The organism is Dermacoccus barathri, from assembly GCF_015070805.1.
In the GTDB taxonomy this organism is placed as follows: Bacteria; Actinomycetota; Actinomycetes; order Actinomycetales; family Dermatophilaceae; genus Dermacoccus; species Dermacoccus abyssi.
The window spans coordinates 201666-216315 of the sequence record NZ_JADCTK010000001.1 but is presented as its reverse complement, the minus strand read 5'-3'; the positions used below and the strand labels follow the sequence as shown (position 1 = coordinate 216315).

Annotated in this window: 15 protein-coding genes; 6 read left to right on the top strand and 9 right to left on the bottom strand. The window is 67.1% G+C overall.

The window, feature by feature from the left end; genetic code table 11:
* Positions 1–147: 147 nt before the first annotated feature.
* Genes IM689_RS14485 through IM689_RS01005 form a run of 4 tightly spaced genes read right to left on the bottom strand, consistent with a single transcriptional unit; the run spans position 148 to position 4019 of the window.
* A complete protein-coding gene (locus tag IM689_RS14485; protein WP_227484447.1) occupies positions 148–378 on the bottom strand; it encodes a hypothetical protein in 231 nt (76 codons plus the stop codon).
* The gene (locus IM689_RS01015) at positions 362–1294 is read right to left on the bottom strand and encodes an ATP-binding protein (RefSeq protein ID WP_227484345.1); all 933 of its coding nucleotides are present in this window, start codon (positions 1292–1294) and stop codon (positions 362–364) included. The genes IM689_RS14485 and IM689_RS01015 overlap by 17 nt, the downstream gene beginning before the upstream one ends.
* On the bottom strand, positions 1291–3282 hold the full coding sequence (locus IM689_RS01010; protein ID WP_182434788.1) for a helix-turn-helix domain-containing protein: 1992 nt from the start codon (positions 3280–3282) through the stop codon (positions 1291–1293). The genes IM689_RS01015 and IM689_RS01010 overlap by 4 nt, the downstream gene beginning before the upstream one ends.
* Positions 3279–4019 carry a TnsA-like heteromeric transposase endonuclease subunit gene (locus tag IM689_RS01005; protein ID WP_193642520.1) on the bottom strand — a complete coding sequence of 247 codons (741 nt, stop codon included), beginning with the start codon at positions 4017–4019 and terminating at the stop codon, positions 3279–3281. The genes IM689_RS01010 and IM689_RS01005 overlap by 4 nt, the downstream gene beginning before the upstream one ends.
* A 284-nt stretch (positions 4020–4303) precedes the next feature.
* Between IM689_RS01005 and dnaK the strand changes: the two genes are divergently transcribed.
* The 4 genes from dnaK to IM689_RS00985 all read left to right on the top strand — a co-directional run bounded on the left by dnaK (position 4304) and on the right by IM689_RS00985 (position 8658).
* Complete coding sequence (gene dnaK, locus IM689_RS01000) at positions 4304–6184, top strand: molecular chaperone DnaK (RefSeq protein WP_193642519.1); 1881 nt, start codon at positions 4304–4306, stop codon at positions 6182–6184.
* A gap of 162 nt (positions 6185–6346) precedes the next feature.
* Complete coding sequence (locus IM689_RS00995; RefSeq protein ID WP_193642518.1) at positions 6347–6997, top strand: nucleotide exchange factor GrpE; 651 nt, start codon at positions 6347–6349, stop codon at positions 6995–6997.
* Between the two features lie 168 nt (positions 6998–7165).
* On the top strand, positions 7166–8185 hold the full coding sequence (locus IM689_RS00990; RefSeq protein ID WP_129664115.1) for a DnaJ C-terminal domain-containing protein: 1020 nt from the start codon (positions 7166–7168) through the stop codon (positions 8183–8185).
* A complete protein-coding gene (locus IM689_RS00985; RefSeq protein WP_370448525.1) occupies positions 8182–8658 on the top strand; it encodes a heat shock protein transcriptional repressor HspR in 477 nt (158 codons plus the stop codon). Before IM689_RS00990 ends, IM689_RS00985 begins: the two co-directional genes overlap by 4 nt.
* 145 nt (positions 8659–8803) lie before the next feature.
* Here the strand turns inward: IM689_RS00985 and IM689_RS00980 are convergent, their stop codons facing one another.
* Both IM689_RS00980 and IM689_RS00975 read right to left on the bottom strand, forming a co-directional pair.
* The gene (locus IM689_RS00980) at positions 8804–10570 is read right to left on the bottom strand and encodes an oleate hydratase (RefSeq protein ID WP_193642517.1); all 1767 of its coding nucleotides are present in this window, start codon (positions 10568–10570) and stop codon (positions 8804–8806) included.
* A 72-nt stretch (positions 10571–10642) separates the two neighbouring features.
* The gene (locus IM689_RS00975; protein WP_193642516.1) at positions 10643–11656 is read right to left on the bottom strand and encodes a zinc-binding dehydrogenase; all 1014 of its coding nucleotides are present in this window, start codon (positions 11654–11656) and stop codon (positions 10643–10645) included.
* 87 nt (positions 11657–11743) lie between these two features.
* On the opposite strand from IM689_RS00975, the gene IM689_RS00970 reads away from it, so the two are divergent.
* Positions 11744–12472 carry a TetR/AcrR family transcriptional regulator gene (locus tag IM689_RS00970; protein ID WP_193642515.1) on the top strand — a complete coding sequence of 243 codons (729 nt, stop codon included), beginning with the start codon at positions 11744–11746 and terminating at the stop codon, positions 12470–12472.
* Positions 12473–12497: 25 nt separating this feature from the next.
* On the opposite strand, the gene IM689_RS00965 is transcribed toward IM689_RS00970, so the two are convergent.
* On the bottom strand, positions 12498–13337 hold the full coding sequence (locus IM689_RS00965) for an SGNH/GDSL hydrolase family protein (RefSeq protein ID WP_193642514.1): 840 nt from the start codon (positions 13335–13337) through the stop codon (positions 12498–12500).
* A 94-nt stretch (positions 13338–13431) separates the two neighbouring features.
* Positions 13432–13695 (bottom strand): hypothetical protein, encoded by a 264-nt coding sequence (locus IM689_RS00960; protein WP_193642513.1) that lies wholly within the window; start codon positions 13693–13695, stop codon positions 13432–13434.
* A gap of 90 nt (positions 13696–13785) precedes the next feature.
* Between IM689_RS00960 and IM689_RS00955 the strand changes: the two genes are divergently transcribed.
* Complete coding sequence (locus IM689_RS00955; RefSeq protein ID WP_193642512.1) at positions 13786–14067, top strand: hypothetical protein; 282 nt, start codon at positions 13786–13788, stop codon at positions 14065–14067.
* A gap of 79 nt (positions 14068–14146) precedes the next feature.
* Here IM689_RS00955 and IM689_RS00950 read toward each other — a convergent pair whose 3' ends face one another.
* Positions 14147–14611, bottom strand: coding sequence for an SRPBCC family protein (locus IM689_RS00950; RefSeq protein ID WP_193642511.1), 465 nt, complete (start codon positions 14609–14611; stop codon positions 14147–14149).
* Positions 14612–14650 lie beyond the last annotated feature (39 nt).

Here is a 14650-nt window from a genome sequence, read left to right as displayed (position 1 = left end):
AGGAACTGGCGCGGGGTGAGCCCGTACCGGTGGCTCGCTCTGACCAGCCAACTGCGTGGCTGTTCGTTCGGCTGGGGCGGGACGCATATCGGCCACTGCGAGCGGTGAGTGGCCGGGACAAGATCTCGGAGGTATTCTGTGGCCGGGTCAGCCCGTACTGGCGTCCTCGGCGGCGTTGTCGACGACGACGGAAGCGAGGATTCGCGAGTCAATGGTTTCGGCTCCTGTGCTGATCGCGAGACTGCAAGCACGGTCGATCAAGTTGGTGACAGAGACCATGTAGCCCTGGGTGCGGCGGAGGATCTCTTGCGCCTGCTCGGTGAGACAACCGGGCTGGGCGTCTGCGAGCTTGATGCGACCCTCAAAGACCTGAAGCATCGCTACCCAGGCCCGCATCCCACCGTCGGTCTTGATGTTGAAGGGGGGCCATCGTGCACCGCGTAGCCCGGCGACTCGTCTGGGCGTAGGCCGCCTCGCTGTGGTGCAGTCCTTCGTCGAAGAACTGCTTCTGGGAGAGCCCGACGCCGACGTAGACGAAGGTGGCTGGCATCTCGTTGGCGAGCCACTTGAGGTGGTTGCTCAGGTCCATCCCGTTGCGATGGTTGAAGTTGATGAAGTGCAGGTCATCCAGGATGATCAAGCGGGTCTCGGCCGTGGCAACGCAGTCCACCGCGAGGTCTCCCAATTCGGCGCGGGTAGCGCGTCCTGCTGCTGGGTGGTCGTAGAAGCGCAGCAGTTTCTGGTTGAGGTTCTTCAGGGACATGTTCGCCGTGAGGGCGATGAACGCGACAGGCAGACGCGGGCTCCCGTAGGCTGTGAGATGCCCGTAGCGACGGCGCTGTCGACGATCAAAGGTGCGACCGAAGCGCGTGGCAGCGGTCGTCTTTCCGAGGCCCGGGAGCGAGTCTAACAACACCGACCCGCGCAGGCTGTCCCCGTCACGATGCGATGACGCCAAGACCTGCTCGAAGATGCCGTTCACACGCTGAAGTTGTGGCGTCTTGATCACGGGTGCGTTGGCGTGCCACACGCCTCGGACCTCGTTGTAGTCCACCAAGGACTCGCCGTCGAGCTCATCCATCTCAGAGCGCGAAAGAGTGGCGAAGTCCTCGCGGGGGGCGCCGTTCACGAAGTCAATCCAGCCGCGCTTCGTGCCGAGGCTGTACCTGGAGGTGCCGTGCAGCGTCAGCCATTCAGCCCACGGGTTCGCCGAAGAGGCATCATCTCCTCCGTCCTCGTGGGTCCGCCGTTCCAGCGAGCCCACGGGGATGGGGGAGGGCTGGTCCTTGCTCATTCGTCGAACACCTCCAGGCCGCCGTCGTTCGGGCGCTCCTCGTAGTACCGCTCGAAGACGTCCAGGTCGGAAGGGTGGTCATGTCGATCCCGGTCGCGCTCGGCTCGTCGGGTCATGAAGTCGATGACGTCCGGTGACTGGCTGTCTGTCTGTGTCGGGAGCCTGGATTCGACGTCCTCTTGGGCCGCTAGGCGCTGGGCCAGGACCTTCTCGCGCCGCCCGAGCACCTCGTCGCGTTGCCACCGCACCAGCAGGTCCTGGACGGCCTGCTGCGGGTCGACGTGCCGGTTGGCGCGGACACTGACCCGGCGGGTGTAGTCCGCAGCGTCCTTGCTGAACGGGGCTGTAATGCCCGGGGCCAGACGCCACTGCAACGGGTGCCAGGCCTTGTCCTCGGGGTCTTGGAAGTAGACCTTGCGGATGTCGTCGACATCGACGTGGAAGGGCCACTTGCCGGCATGCGCGCCGCCGTGGTCGGAACGGCGTCCGCGGTAAAGGTTCAATGCCTCGCCGTCGTAACGGCGTCCGTCGATGTCGATGCCGTAGTGGTGGATCTGGCGCCACGCCACCTCCAGCAGCTCGTAGCGCAGATCCTCCGCCGCCGGTAGCCGCAATAACCCGGAGACCTCGATCCCGCGGTTGAACATCTCCTCCGGTGACAGGTCAACCTTCGGCAGCAGGGGGTCTCGTAGCCCCCGGTGCGCGGTGCGGTGGTAGACCTCCCCGATCCACTCGCGGATGAGCTGTTCCAGCTCGCTGACGTAGTAGAACGCGCCCTTCTCCACGTCCTTGCCCCGCTCGTACACGTTGGGGCCCTTGTAGCCCTCCAGCTGGTCCAGCAGGGACAGGCGAAGGGTGCGGAAAAATCGTTCCAGTGCGGGTTTGTCGGTCGGCTTGTTCGGGATGGCCGGCTGGATCGAGATCCCCAGACGGCGGCACACCCCGAACGTGTGCTGCGACATGTACACCTTGCCGTGATCGATCACGATCGTGTCCGGGAAGACCCCTTCCGAGCCCAAGACGACGTGCTCCGGGACACCGCTGAACGGACCCTTGGCCGCCTCTGCGCCTCGACCCCAGACCTGCGGGGTCAGGCACTGGAAGAGCACGCTGGCCACGTCCGCCGACTTCGCAGCCACGGGACGCAGCCGGATGCCCTTGATCGACCGGTCGTACAGGTCCATCGCCACCGTCAGCTCGGTGTTGACCCACCGCATCGTCACCGGCTCCATCGCGAACACATCCAGCCTGTAGCCGTCCATCAGGATGTACTCACCCGGACGCTTGGGCCGCAGCTGCCCCAGCACCCCCTGCGGGCGCTTCGACACCGACCGTCGCTGCTTCGCCTCACCGAAGGTGTACCGCCCCTTGTCGAGTTCTGCGACCCGCACGTAGGCGACCGACTGGCTGGGCGTGCGCCCGTCAGGCACTTGTTCAAGGAACGCCGAATTGGCGCGCCGGATGACGGTCTGGCGTGAAGGGTTGGCGCGGTTCGTGAAGTCATCGAGCACGGCGATGCAGGCCTCGTCCCAGCGAGGGTCAACAGAGGTGCGTCTCTGATTGATCAGACGTTCATCCAGCAGGCCGGCCGGGCCCAACTGACGCAGCCGTTCCAGGCGCCTCCGGACCGTGCGCGTGGAAATACGAAGTCGGGCGGCGGCTTCGTCCAGTCCTTCGATGCGTCCGCTGTCCTCATGCGCGGCTAGAAGTGGGCCGAGTACCTCGAACTGCTCCTCGATGGCCTGTCGCTGCTTGGTCGTCAGCGAGGCAAGTGTCGTCGAGGACAACGTCTCGTCTCGGGCAGGCGGCGTGGCGCTGGGGTCGTCGATGCCGTGTGCGTGATGCATCAGATCATCGATAGCGACCGTCCGATACTGGCCGTCGTCTGTGAGCTGCACGGTCGCCCCGCTCAGGCGGCACACCGTCCAGACAGCGCCGTCGAACCACAGGCGTGAACCCACCCGAACGTCCAGTACGTCGCCACTCATGCTGGCTCCTCGATCTGGCTGATGATGGCCTCGTGCGTGAGTGGCACGGAAAGGTCGATCACCCACTCCTGGAGCCACAGCAGACGCAGCAACGCAGCGCGCAAAAGGCCGGGCGAGGCGGCACCTTGACGCATTGCCCGGGCCAAGGTCGCCTTCAAGGACAGGCCCACCAGCCCTGACTCGCGGAGCGCGCAGAGCGCTTCCTCGTCGACCTGGGAACGGCGCCCCTGGGCGAGAAAGCGCAGATTTTCGAGGAGCCGTGGATCTTCCCCGCTCCATATCTCGTAGCGCCATCCCCGTTGCGCTATGACTGTTGCCGTCCATTCCATGATCTCGCTGACTTCCGGTCGGTCGAGCAGTCGAGCCGGCTTGACGTCGACGACCGTTGGATCGTCCGTCCCTACCAAGAGGTAGTCAGGCACGTGTCGACGCTCGCTGCCGGACACCAGTCCGGTGATGCCGAAAGGCTGGCTCGCGATGCCCTTCACGGCTGGATCGAAGTCTGCGACGAGTAATCGGTCTCGCTCCAGCAGGCTCTCGTAGCCCACCAGGTCCTTGTTGGTTGAGGACCACCACCAGCCGGGGTAGTGGCGCATCCCGGCGTAGGAGCCGAACCGCCGCACTGGCATGCCTTGGACGATGGCCGTTGCCGAGGCATCTGCCAAGGCAGTTCCGATCGGCGCCCCGTCGGCGGGCGCGAACTCGACGATCACGTCAACGTCACGTGCTGTGACCACGCCCACAGCATCCTCTGGTGACAACTTGGCAGGAACGTGACACGCCGTGACAAGAAGATAGGAGAATGACAAGTTACGCCGGAACCCACAAAATTTTCTTGAAAAAGATCCTTCGGCACCCGGGAATGATCCACCGCTCACGAAAGTTGAGTCAGATAAGAGCAACTTTGGTGAGTCTGGGATTGACACTGCAGACCAACCGGAGTTGAGTCAGCATCAGTCAACCTGACGGCTCGGGTCATGCGGCCCGGCGTCGTCGTGAGCAACACGAAGGAGCATCCCTCATGGGTCGCGCAGTAGGTATTGACCTCGGTACCACCAACTCGGCCGTTGCCGTCCTCGAAGGTAACGAGCCCAAGATCATCGCGAACGCCGAAGGCGCTCGCACCACCCCGTCGGTCGTCGCGTTCTCCAAGGGCGGCGAGATTCTCGTCGGCGAGATCGCCAAGCGTCAGGCCGTGACGAACGTCGACCGCACCATCCGTTCCGTCAAGCGCCACATGGGCACGGACTGGACGACGGAGATCGACGGCAAGAAGTACACGCCGCAGGAGATCTCGGCCCGCACGCTCATGAAGCTCAAGCGCGACGCGGAGTCCTACCTCGGTGAGGACGTCACGGACGCCGTCATCACGGTTCCGGCGTACTTCGACGACGCCGAGCGTCAGGCCACGAAGGAGGCCGGCGAGATCGCGGGCCTCAACGTCCTGCGCATCGTCAACGAGCCCACCGCTGCTGCTCTGGCCTACGGCCTCGACAAGGGCAAGGAAGACGAGCTCATCCTGGTCTTCGACCTCGGTGGCGGTACGTTCGACGTCTCCCTCCTCGAGGTCGGCAAGGACGAGGAGGACGGCTTTGCCACCATCCAGGTGCGCGCCACCTCCGGTGACAACAAGCTCGGCGGTGACGACTGGGACCAGCGCATCGTCGACCACCTCGTCAACAAGGTGAAGAGCGAGTCGGGCGTCGACCTGTCCAAGGACAAGATCGCCATGCAGCGTCTGCGTGACGCCGCGGAGCAGGCCAAGAAGGAACTGTCGAGCTCCAGCTCGACGAACGTCTCCCTCCAGTACCTGTCGATGGGCGAGAACGGCCCGATCCACGCGGAGGAGACCATCACCCGCGCGCAGTTCGAGAAGATGACCTCGGACCTGCTCGAGCGGACGAAGCAGCCATTCGAGAACGTCCTCAAGGACGCGGGCGTCAAGGTCGGCGAGATCGACCACGTCGTGCTCGTCGGTGGTTCCACGCGTATGCCGGCCGTCACGGAGCTCGTGACGAAGCTGTGCGACGGCAAGGAGCCGAACAAGGGCGTCAACCCGGACGAGGTCGTCGCCGTCGGCGCTGCCCTGCAGGCCGGTGTGCTCAAGGGTGAGCGCAAGGACGTCCTCCTCATCGACGTCACGCCGCTGAGCCTCGGCATCGAGACGAAGGGTGGCCTGTTCACCAAGCTCATCGAGCGCAACACGGCCATCCCGACGAAGCGCACCGAGGTGTTCTCCACGGCTGAGGACAACCAGCCGTCGGTCGACATCCAGGTGTTCCAGGGTGAGCGTGAGATCGCCAAGGCCAACAAGCCGCTCGGTAACTTCGAGCTCACCGGTATCGCCCCGGCTCCCCGTGGCGTGCCGCAGATCGAGGTCACGTTCGACATCGACGCCAACGGCATCGTCCACGTCTCCGCGAAGGACCGTGGCACGAACAAGGAGCAGTCGATGACGATCTCCGGTGGCTCCGCGCTGCCGAAGGAAGACATCGAGCGCATGGTCAAGGAGGCCGAGGAGCACGCCGCCGAGGACGCGAAGCGTCGCGAGGAGGCTGAGGCTCGCAACACGGGTGAGGCTCTCGTCTACTCGACGGAGAAGTTCCTCGAGGAGAACGGCGACAAGGTGCCTGCTGACGAGAAGTCCGCCACGGAGAGCGCCCTCGCCGAGCTCAAGGAGGCCCTGAAGCCGGAGTCGTCCGCGACGCCGGAGGACATCAACGCCAAGGCCACGGCGCTGTCCGAGGCCAGCCAGAAGATGGGCGCTGCGATGTACGCCGCGAGCGCCGAGGCCGGCGACGCCGGTGCTGAGGGTGCTGCCGGGGAGCAGCCCCAGTCCGGTGGCGACGACGACGTCGTGGACGCCGAGGTCGTCGACGACGAGGACGACACCAAGAAGTGATGCGGTGACGGGTGGAGGCCGGTGACGGTCTCCACCCGGGCCCTCACATCGTCGAGCCATGGCTCGGCACGACACGGATCTGCACGGCCGGTGGGCTGCCCACAGGCAGCTCACCGGCCGCTGTGCCACCCGGATCACCCGCGTGGCAGGAAGGAGTCCGACATGACGGACGCACAGAACAACCCCGCACCGGGCGAGGGTGACAACTCGTTCGCCGGCGGTGTCGGCGACGACCTGCCCGGCGGCAAGAACACGAAGAACGTCAAGGCGTCCGCGCAGGACGCGGCCGGCGAGAACCTTCAGCAGCAGGCCGACGAGGCCGAATCGGCGTCGACGCCGGACGAGGTCGCGGGCGAGTCCAGCGAGAGCGTCGAGGAGAACGAGCACCCCGACACCAAGCTCGCGGCCGAGCGCCTGGCCGACCTGCAGCGTCTGCAGGCCGAGTACGTCAACTACCGCAACCGCGTCGAGCGTGACCGGGCCCGCGAGAAGGAGACGACGATCGGTTCGGTCGTCGAATCCCTCATCCCGGTGCTCGACGACATCGAGCTCGCCCGCCAGCACGGCGACCTCACCGACGGCCCGATGAGCAAGATCGCCTCCAAGCTGGAGACGACGCTCGACCGCTACGGTGTCGCTCGCTTCGGCGAGGCCGGTGAAGCGTTCGACCCGAACGTCCACGAGGCCCTCATGCACGTCGAGGCCGAGGCACCCGAGGGCGTCGACGGAACGTTCGTCGTCCAGGTGCTGCAGCCCGGCTACAAGGTGGGTGAGCGCGTCGTGCGCGCCGCCCGCGTCTCGGTGGCAGGCTGACGCCGAACCACGTCGGCGTGGGGCCGCACGAACCGTTCGGTCCCACGCCACCACGGGTGAGCGACTCGCTCACCTCGACCACATTCATCTTTCGCACGCGCACGCGATACGCGCCCCCAGCGTCCCGGACGCCGGACGACGCGCCATCACACAGATCAGGAGGTGCGCATGGCCAGTCAGGACTGGTTCGAGAAGGACTTCTACGCCACTCTCGGTGTCGCGCAGGACGCGAGCGAGGACGAGATCAAGAAGGCCTACCGCAAGCTCGCCCGCACGTGGCACCCGGACAAGAACCCCGGTGACGCTGCCGCGGAGCAGAAGTTCAAGGACATCGGCGAGGCTCACCAGGTGCTCGCCGACCCCGAGCAGCGTCAGCAGTACGACGCCGTTCGCCAGATGGCGCGCGGCGGTGCCCGCTTCGGCGGCGGCGCCGGGGGAGCCGGCGGCTTCGAGGACGTTTTCTCCTCGATGTTCGGTGGCGGCGGTGGTGGCGCCCGCACGTATTCGGCGGGTGGCGCCGGTCAGCAGGGCCTCAACCTCGAGGATCTGCTCGCACAGTTCGGCGGAGCCGGTGGTGGCTTCTCCGGCGGAGGGTTCCCCGGTGGGGGCGGCTACCAGCGTCAGGCGCAGCCGCGCGGTGGCCAGGATGTCGAGGCGCGCGCCTCGATCACGTTCCGTCAGGCCGTCGAGGGCAGCGAGGTGCGCATCAGCGACGCCGATGGCCAGAGCTTCACCGCGCGCATTCCGGCCGGGGTGAAGGACGGGCAGAAGATCCGGTTGCGCGGCAAGGGCCGTGCCGGCTTCGGCGGTGGCCCGAACGGCGACATGATCCTGCACGTCAGCGTCGGCACCGACCCGATCTTCGGCCGCGACGGTGACAACCTCACCGTCGAGCTGCCCGTGACGTTCGCCGAGGCGACCCTCGGCGCCACGGTGCAGGTGCCCACCTTCGACGGCAAGAGCGTCAAGGTCCGCGTCGCGCCCGGCACGCCCTCGGGCCGCAGCCTGCGCGTCAAGGGCCGTGGCGTGAAGACGAAGAAGGCGACCGGCGACCTCATCGCGAAGGTTCACGTCGTCGTGCCGAAGGAGCTCACCGACGAGCAGCGTCAGGCTGTCGAGACCCTCGCGGCGGGCGAAGCCGACCCGCGCGAAGAGCTGCTCGCTAAGGCGCGTCAGGCCGCGTCGTGACACCGCGCGAGAGCGGTGGTTTCCGCTCCGGGCAGGCCGACTTCGTGCGTGCCGACCCGTCCAAGCCGGTCTACGTCATCTCGGTGGCGGCCGAACTGGCGGGCATGCACGCGCAGACGTTGCGCCAGTACGACCGTCTGGGGCTTGTCACCCCCGAACGCACGGGTGGCGGCGGTCGCCGCTACTCGATGCGCGACATCGCGCAGTTGCGTCAGGTGCAGGAGTTGTCGTCGGAGGGCGTCTCGCTCGCCGGCATCCAGCGCATCATGGAGCTTGAGCACCAGGTCGCGGCGCTGCGGGCGCGGATCGAGGAGCTGAGCGAACAGAACGCGCAGTACCGCGACGCGCTCGAATCGCGCTCTCACACGCGCGTCTTCGCGGCCGGGCGCGACGGCATCGTCGCGCTGCGGCCCGGCGAACGACCGCGCCCGCGCTCGACCGGGCGTTCGCTCGTGCCGTACGGCACCCGCTGAGCCCGAGCTCGTCAGACGCACGTCGCACCCTCCGGAGCGCGCGACGCAGCGCCACACCGTCGTCGTACAACACCTGCATGGCCGATGCCCTCATCCCCGACTCGGGATGAGGGCCTCGGCGCGCGATGCGGGCGTCAGGTCGCCGTCACAGGATGCCGTGCTCGCGCAGCAGCACGCCGATCTCGGTGGAGTCGAGCCCCTTCGCGATCTTGCGGCGCAGTACGGCGGGGCCGGGCAGCTCGGTCTTCTCGCCGTCTTTGAGGCGCGCCGAGGCGTCGAGCAGCGTCCGCACGTCGTAGGTCGAGTTGAACACATCGGGAACACCGCGCTCGACGCCGAACAACTGGTAGGTGGCTTCCATGCCGGTGCGCACCGAGTACTCGGTCGTGAAGATGCAGTCGCGGCTCGTCTCGGCGAACTGGCCGATGAAGGCGAAGTTCTCCGCGCCCTCCGGCACGACGTCAGGGCGGTCACCGGCCTTGCGGGGCATGAAGAACGACGTCACGTACGGCATCATGACCGGTACGCACTTCGCGCCCGTCGCCGCGAGTTCGGGAATGTCAGCCTCGGGCACACCGAGGTGGTAGAGCCACTCGGCGGTGATCTCCTCGCCGGTGCACTCGCTCATCGGCTTCTTGACGTAGTCGCCGGGCGTGTCGACGAACAGGCTGTAGACCCACACGACGATCTGGTCCTTCGGCTGCTTCTTGAAGTGCGGCTGGCGGTTCACCGTCCAGCTCATGAGCCAGCTTGAATCCTTGACGGTGACGATGCCGCCCGTCACGACCCGTCCGCTGAAGGGGTCGCGCTTGGCGATGCGCCGGATGTACTCGGGGATGCGCTCATCGAGCGTCGTGACGGTCGCCGACTCCCACTTCGTCTCGTCGATGGAGCTGCAGAACACCTCGGGGCGCCCGAACGACAAATCCTTGCGCGCGATCTTCTTCCACAGGTCCCACGCCGACGCAGGGCCGCGGTTCAGCGTCGCGGCGGTGTGGTGGTCACCCTCGTCGGAGTTGTCGACGAGTGAGCCGATCGTCATCAGGACGTAATCGTCTTCCCCGAGGTCGACGCCCGTGTCACCGGCGTGCTCACCGGTGCGGGTCCACTCGATGCGGGTCGCGCGCTTGGCCGACGCCGTCAGGTCGAACTCGACGTCCGTCACCTCCGTGCCGTACTGGAAACGCACGCCCTGCTCGCTCAGCCACTTCGTCATCGGCAGCACGAGCGACTCGTACTGGTTGTACTTGGTGAACTTGAGCGCCGAGAAGTCCGGCAGTCCGCCGATGTGGTGGATGAAGCGGTGCAGGTACAGCTTCATCTCGAGTGCGCTGTGCCATTCCTCGAACGCGAACATCGTGCGCCAGTAGAGCCAGAAGTTGCTGTCGAGGAAGTCGCGGCCGAACACCTCGTCGATGCGCTTGTTCTCCATCTCCTCGCGCGTCGCGAGGAACACCTTGACGAGGTCCTTCTGCGCCTTCTTGTTCAGCGTGAACAACCCGTCGGTGTGCGCGTCCTGGCCGCGTTCGACGGTGGCGCGCTGCAGCGAGTAGTTCGGGTCGTCCTTGTTGAGCCAGTAGAACTCGTCGAGCACGGACGCGCCCTCGACCTCGAGGCTGGGGATCGTGCGGAAGCAATCCCACAGGCACTCGAAGTGGTTCTCCATCTCGCGTCCACCGCGGATGACGAACCCCTTCTCGGGCTCCTCGATCCCGTCGAGGGCGCCACCGGCGAGGGAGCCCTTCTCGAGGATCGTGATGTTCTCGCCGGGGACGGCGGCGTCACGGATCATGAAGACGGCCGCCGCGAGGCCCGCGAGGCCGCTGCCGACGATCCAGGCGTGCTTGCTCGCGGCGTCCTTCGGCGGGCGGGGACGGGCGAAGGCTTCGTAGTTTCCACTGCTGTAGTACATGGGACCTCCTCGAGGTCGGGTGCGCGAGATCATCGCGCCGGACGATGGGTGAGCGGACGGCTGCGTGCGCCGTCAGGGCTGCAGGATGAAACGGATCGGGTTGCCGTCCTTGCGCGCAAGCCGCTCGAGCACCTCGGGCGCTTCCTCGAGCGGGAAGACCCCGCTGATCGACGCCGACAGGTCGAGCCGCTTCGTGCGGGTCAACGCGACGAGCTGGTGGACGTCCGTTCCCTCGCTGCCGTAGTGACCGCGCAGCGTCAGCTGCTTGTAGGCGAATGCGGTGTCGGACGGAATCTCGACGGGCCGCCCGGCGAGGCCGACGATGACGAGACGTCCCTGCGGCGCAAGGGAGGCCATCGCCTGGGCCCGCACGGGGGCCACGCCCGCGAAGTCGAACGCGACGTCGAGACCGCGGGGCGAGAGCTGACGGACGGCGTCCTCCGCGTCTTCAGGGGCGCACGCCACGTCGGCGCCGACGGCGAGCGCCCGTTCGCGGGCGGCCTCGAGCGGGTCGATCGCGACGATGGGGGAGGCGCCGATGAGACGCAGCAACTGCACGGCGTGAATGCCCAGCCCGCCGAGGCCCCAGACGCCGACGGCCTCCCCGGCGCGCACGCGCCCGCTCGTCTGGATGGCTGCCCACGGCGTCGAGACGGCGTCGGGGATGATGGCGGCCTGCTCGAACGGGAGGTCACCGGGGATCGGGACGAGCGTCTCGGCCTGCGCGACGGCGTATTCGGCGTACCCGCCGTCGTAGTCGACACCGCGCGTCAGGATGCGGCCGTTCGGGAGGCGGTGGCCGGCCTGCAGCAGGACGCGGCTGCCCACCTCGATGCCGGGCAGTGTCGGCACGCCGTCACCGAGGGCGGTGACGATGCCCGCGACCTCGTGACCGAGCGTCACCTTCTCGCTGTCGAGGAACTGCGGCGCGATGAGCCCTTCGAGCAGGTGCACGTCCGACAGGCAGACGCCCGCCGCCTTCACCTCGATGACGGCTTGGCCCGGCCCTGGCGTCGGGACGGGTACCTCCTCGACGTTCAGGGTGTGGTGCCTGACGTCGAGGCGTGCGGCCTTCATGGTGTCCATGGTGTCTCCTTCGTTTCCGATATTTTTGACTGTACTCATTTTTTGCGGCGCCACCAGGGCCTTTCGGCCCGGGTAATGTTTCGATCCATGACGCTTCCCCTCAGCGCCACGGCCGCGTCCGCGACACCGTCGGCCGATTCGACGGCACCGATGAGGACGGCCCCCACGCCGGGTACGCCTGACGCCACGGTCGTGACCCGCCGACGTCCCGTCGCGAGCGGCGCGGACCAGCAGGGTCGTCGCGCACGCAACAAGGCCGACAAGCGGGCCCGCATCCTCGCGGCTGCCGAGAGCCTGCTCGGTGAGGTGGGGTACGAGCGCATGACGACGGCCGAGGTGGCCAAGCGCGCCAACGTCGCCGCCGGCACCGTGTTCCAGTACGCCCCGACGAAGGCGGAACTGCTCATGATGGTCGTCGAACACGAGTGGCGTGATCTCGTCGACGATCACCTGCCCGACGACGCCGGTGACGGTGGGGTGCGCGAGCACGTCCTGCGTCTGCTCGAACCGTTCGCGCAGCAGGCCCGTGACTACCCCGAGAACGCGATGGTCGTCGGACGGGAGGTGCTGTTCGGTGCGCCCGGGCCGTATCGCGAGAAGGTCGTCGCGCTGGTCGCCGGTCTCGAGGACGCCATCGCGGCGCTGCTCGTCGCAGCGGGGGGTGACGCGGAGCGCAGCGTCGTCGCCGCGGGCCTCATCGTCTCCGGTGGGGTGCTCGAGCTGAACCGCACGCGTACCGGACGCGCCGAGGTCGAATCCGTGGCGCGCCGCCTCGGGGATCTCGTCGACGTCGCGGTGCGCGGCGCGGGCGTCTGATCGCCCGTGAGCGTGACGCGGGCGCTCAGCCGGCGTGGCGTTCACCTGCGCGTGCCCTGACCTCGACGGCGTCACCCGCGCGCGCACGGGCCAGTCGCTTCATGCCGTCCGCGGGGCGGATCGGTTCGGGCCACTTCGGGGGGAGCGAATCGCCCTCACGGACGCCGTTGATGCGGCGCCGGAAGAGGGGGATCACCTCGGTGGCGAGCCATCGGCTCTCGGTGCGGATGCTCTCGCGCCAGTGCGGCGCCTCGAACGGAGGCAGCTCCGGCAGTTTGAGCGTGTGGGGGATGCCGAGTTCGGCGAGCACGTAGGCGGCGAGGTGCTTGTGCCCGAGCCGGCTCATGTGGATGCGGTCGAACGCCCACATGCGCGGGTCGTCGAACTCGCGAAACTGGGTGTGATCGACGAGCAGGCAGCCGTACTGGCGGGCCAGTTCGCGCACGGAGTCGTTGTAGAAGACGATGCGCCGCCGCAGCGGCTCGAGCGCCGTCGAGATTTTCACGTCGAACGTCGTGAACAGCAGCACCTGCGCGCCCGATCCGACGAGGCGCTGCAGCGCGGCCTCGTAACGCTCCATGATGGCGGGCATATCGGAGCGGACGGCGAGGATGTCGTTGCCGCCTGCGTAGAAGGAGATGAGCGTCGGGTTCAACGCGAGTGCGGCGTCGAACTGGTCGTCGACGATCTCGTCGAGGCGTTTACTGCGGATGGCGAAGTTCGCGTACTCCCACGTCGCGTCCGCGCGCCCCATCTGGCGGGCCATACGATCGGCCCACCCGCGCACGCCGTTGGGGTACATGAGGTTCGCGTCACCGACGCCCTCGGTGAACGAGTCACCCACCGCCACATAACGTCCGTTCATCGCCGCGAACCTAGAGCCGACGGCCGACGTCGTCGTGGCGCCCCGACGACCGGCGTGCGACGACGTCGTGAAAGCCGGGTGAACCGAGCCGTCGTCACATCTGCGGGTTGTTCCTCGCGATGACCTCGACGGCGCTCTTGCTCTCGACGAGACCGAGCCCGGTGGCCTTGCGGTACACCGCGATCGCCTCGACCTCGCGGCCGTTGTTCACGAGGTAGCTGACGCGCTGGGAGATGTCCTGGCCGCTGCGCAGATCGGTCACCTCCTGCTCGAGCTGGCGCACGCGCTTCTGCAGCGCGAAGTTGCTCAGCGCGACGAGCACGAGAAGGATCAGCGCGATGACGAACGCCCAAGTCATTCGGGGGACTCCTTGAGTGGGGGAACGCCGCCCAATCTACCGGCGGCGCGTCCTGTGGCAATCGGCGAGCTCGCTTGGCACAGTGGTGGCATGACCGAGTACCTCATGATCTTCCCCGAACGCGAGATCGCCGACGAGATCGCTGAAGACCTGCTTGAGGAGGACGACTTCACCGAGGTGCGCGTCGTCCGCGAGGCGCTCGCCGGTGAAGAGGACGACGAAGACCACGACTGGGGCGTCTACGTGCGTCAGGCGACGATCGACGACGCCGCCTCCGCCGTCGCGCAGGCGCTCGCCGAGCGCTTCGAGAAACTGGCCGAGGAGCACGGCGGCTGGCTCGACGACAACCCCGCGCAGCAGCCCACCCGCTGACCGACGCCCGCTGACCGACGCGACGAAGCGCCGCACCCCCTTTCGGGCGTGCGGCGCTTCGCCTTGTGCGCTTCAGGCGTCAGCTTGCGGCCAGCTCGGAGAGCTTCTGCAGGCTCTCCTCGAGCGCGTGCTCCTGGACGAGCGGGAAGTGCACCTTCTTGAGCAGTTCCTTGTCGGTGACCTTGCTCCAGTCGTACGTGAGGGTCACCTCGGTCTCGTTCGGGCCCTTGGCGTCGAGCTCGTACATCCACTCCCAGCCCTTCGGCTCGGTGCCGGCCGGCGCCGTCTGCCAGGCGACGAGCTTGTCGTCGACGTAACCGGTGACGTGGTTGTCGGTCTGGTATTCGCCGCCCATGTGCTCGCCCTCCATGTTCATGGTGAACACCTGGCCGACCTTATGGATGCGGTCGCCGTGGTCGACGCTGCGGATGAAGCCGGAGCCGTCGAGCTTCACGTGCTCGGCCGGGTTGGTGAGCACGTTGAACACGCTCTGGGCCGGAGCCTCGATCGTGCGGGTAACGGTGATCTTCTGGTTGTCAGTCATGCCTTCACCTTTTCTCACTCGGCAGCGCTCCGCAAGGGG

What these genes read in the sequence shown, in the direction of transcription:
- IM689_RS14485 (WP_227484447.1), bottom strand. Translation starts at nt 378, where the DNA reads ATGCTTCAGGTCTTTGAGGGTCGCATCAAGCTCGCAGACGCCCAGCCC.
- IM689_RS01015 (WP_227484345.1), bottom strand. Translation starts at nt 1,294, where the DNA reads ATGAGCAAGGACCAGCCCTCCCCCATCCCCGTGGGCTCGCTGGAACGG.
- IM689_RS01010 (WP_182434788.1), bottom strand. Translation starts at nt 3,282, where the DNA reads ATGAGTGGCGACGTACTGGACGTTCGGGTGGGTTCACGCCTGTGGTTC.
- dnaK (WP_193642519.1), top strand. Translation starts at nt 4,304, where the DNA reads ATGGGTCGCGCAGTAGGTATTGACCTCGGTACCACCAACTCGGCCGTT.
- IM689_RS00995 (WP_193642518.1), top strand. Translation starts at nt 6,347, where the DNA reads ATGACGGACGCACAGAACAACCCCGCACCGGGCGAGGGTGACAACTCG.
- IM689_RS00990 (WP_129664115.1), top strand. Translation starts at nt 7,166, where the DNA reads ATGGCCAGTCAGGACTGGTTCGAGAAGGACTTCTACGCCACTCTCGGT.
- IM689_RS00980 (WP_193642517.1), bottom strand. Translation starts at nt 10,570, where the DNA reads ATGTACTACAGCAGTGGAAACTACGAAGCCTTCGCCCGTCCCCGCCCG.
- IM689_RS00975 (WP_193642516.1), bottom strand. Translation starts at nt 11,656, where the DNA reads ATGGACACCATGAAGGCCGCACGCCTCGACGTCAGGCACCACACCCTG.
- IM689_RS00970 (WP_193642515.1), top strand. Translation starts at nt 11,744, where the DNA reads ATGACGCTTCCCCTCAGCGCCACGGCCGCGTCCGCGACACCGTCGGCC.
- IM689_RS00965 (WP_193642514.1), bottom strand. Translation starts at nt 13,337, where the DNA reads ATGAACGGACGTTATGTGGCGGTGGGTGACTCGTTCACCGAGGGCGTC.
- IM689_RS00960 (WP_193642513.1), bottom strand. Translation starts at nt 13,695, where the DNA reads ATGACTTGGGCGTTCGTCATCGCGCTGATCCTTCTCGTGCTCGTCGCG.
- IM689_RS00955 (WP_193642512.1), top strand. Translation starts at nt 13,786, where the DNA reads ATGACCGAGTACCTCATGATCTTCCCCGAACGCGAGATCGCCGACGAG.
- IM689_RS00950 (WP_193642511.1), bottom strand. Translation starts at nt 14,611, where the DNA reads ATGACTGACAACCAGAAGATCACCGTTACCCGCACGATCGAGGCTCCG.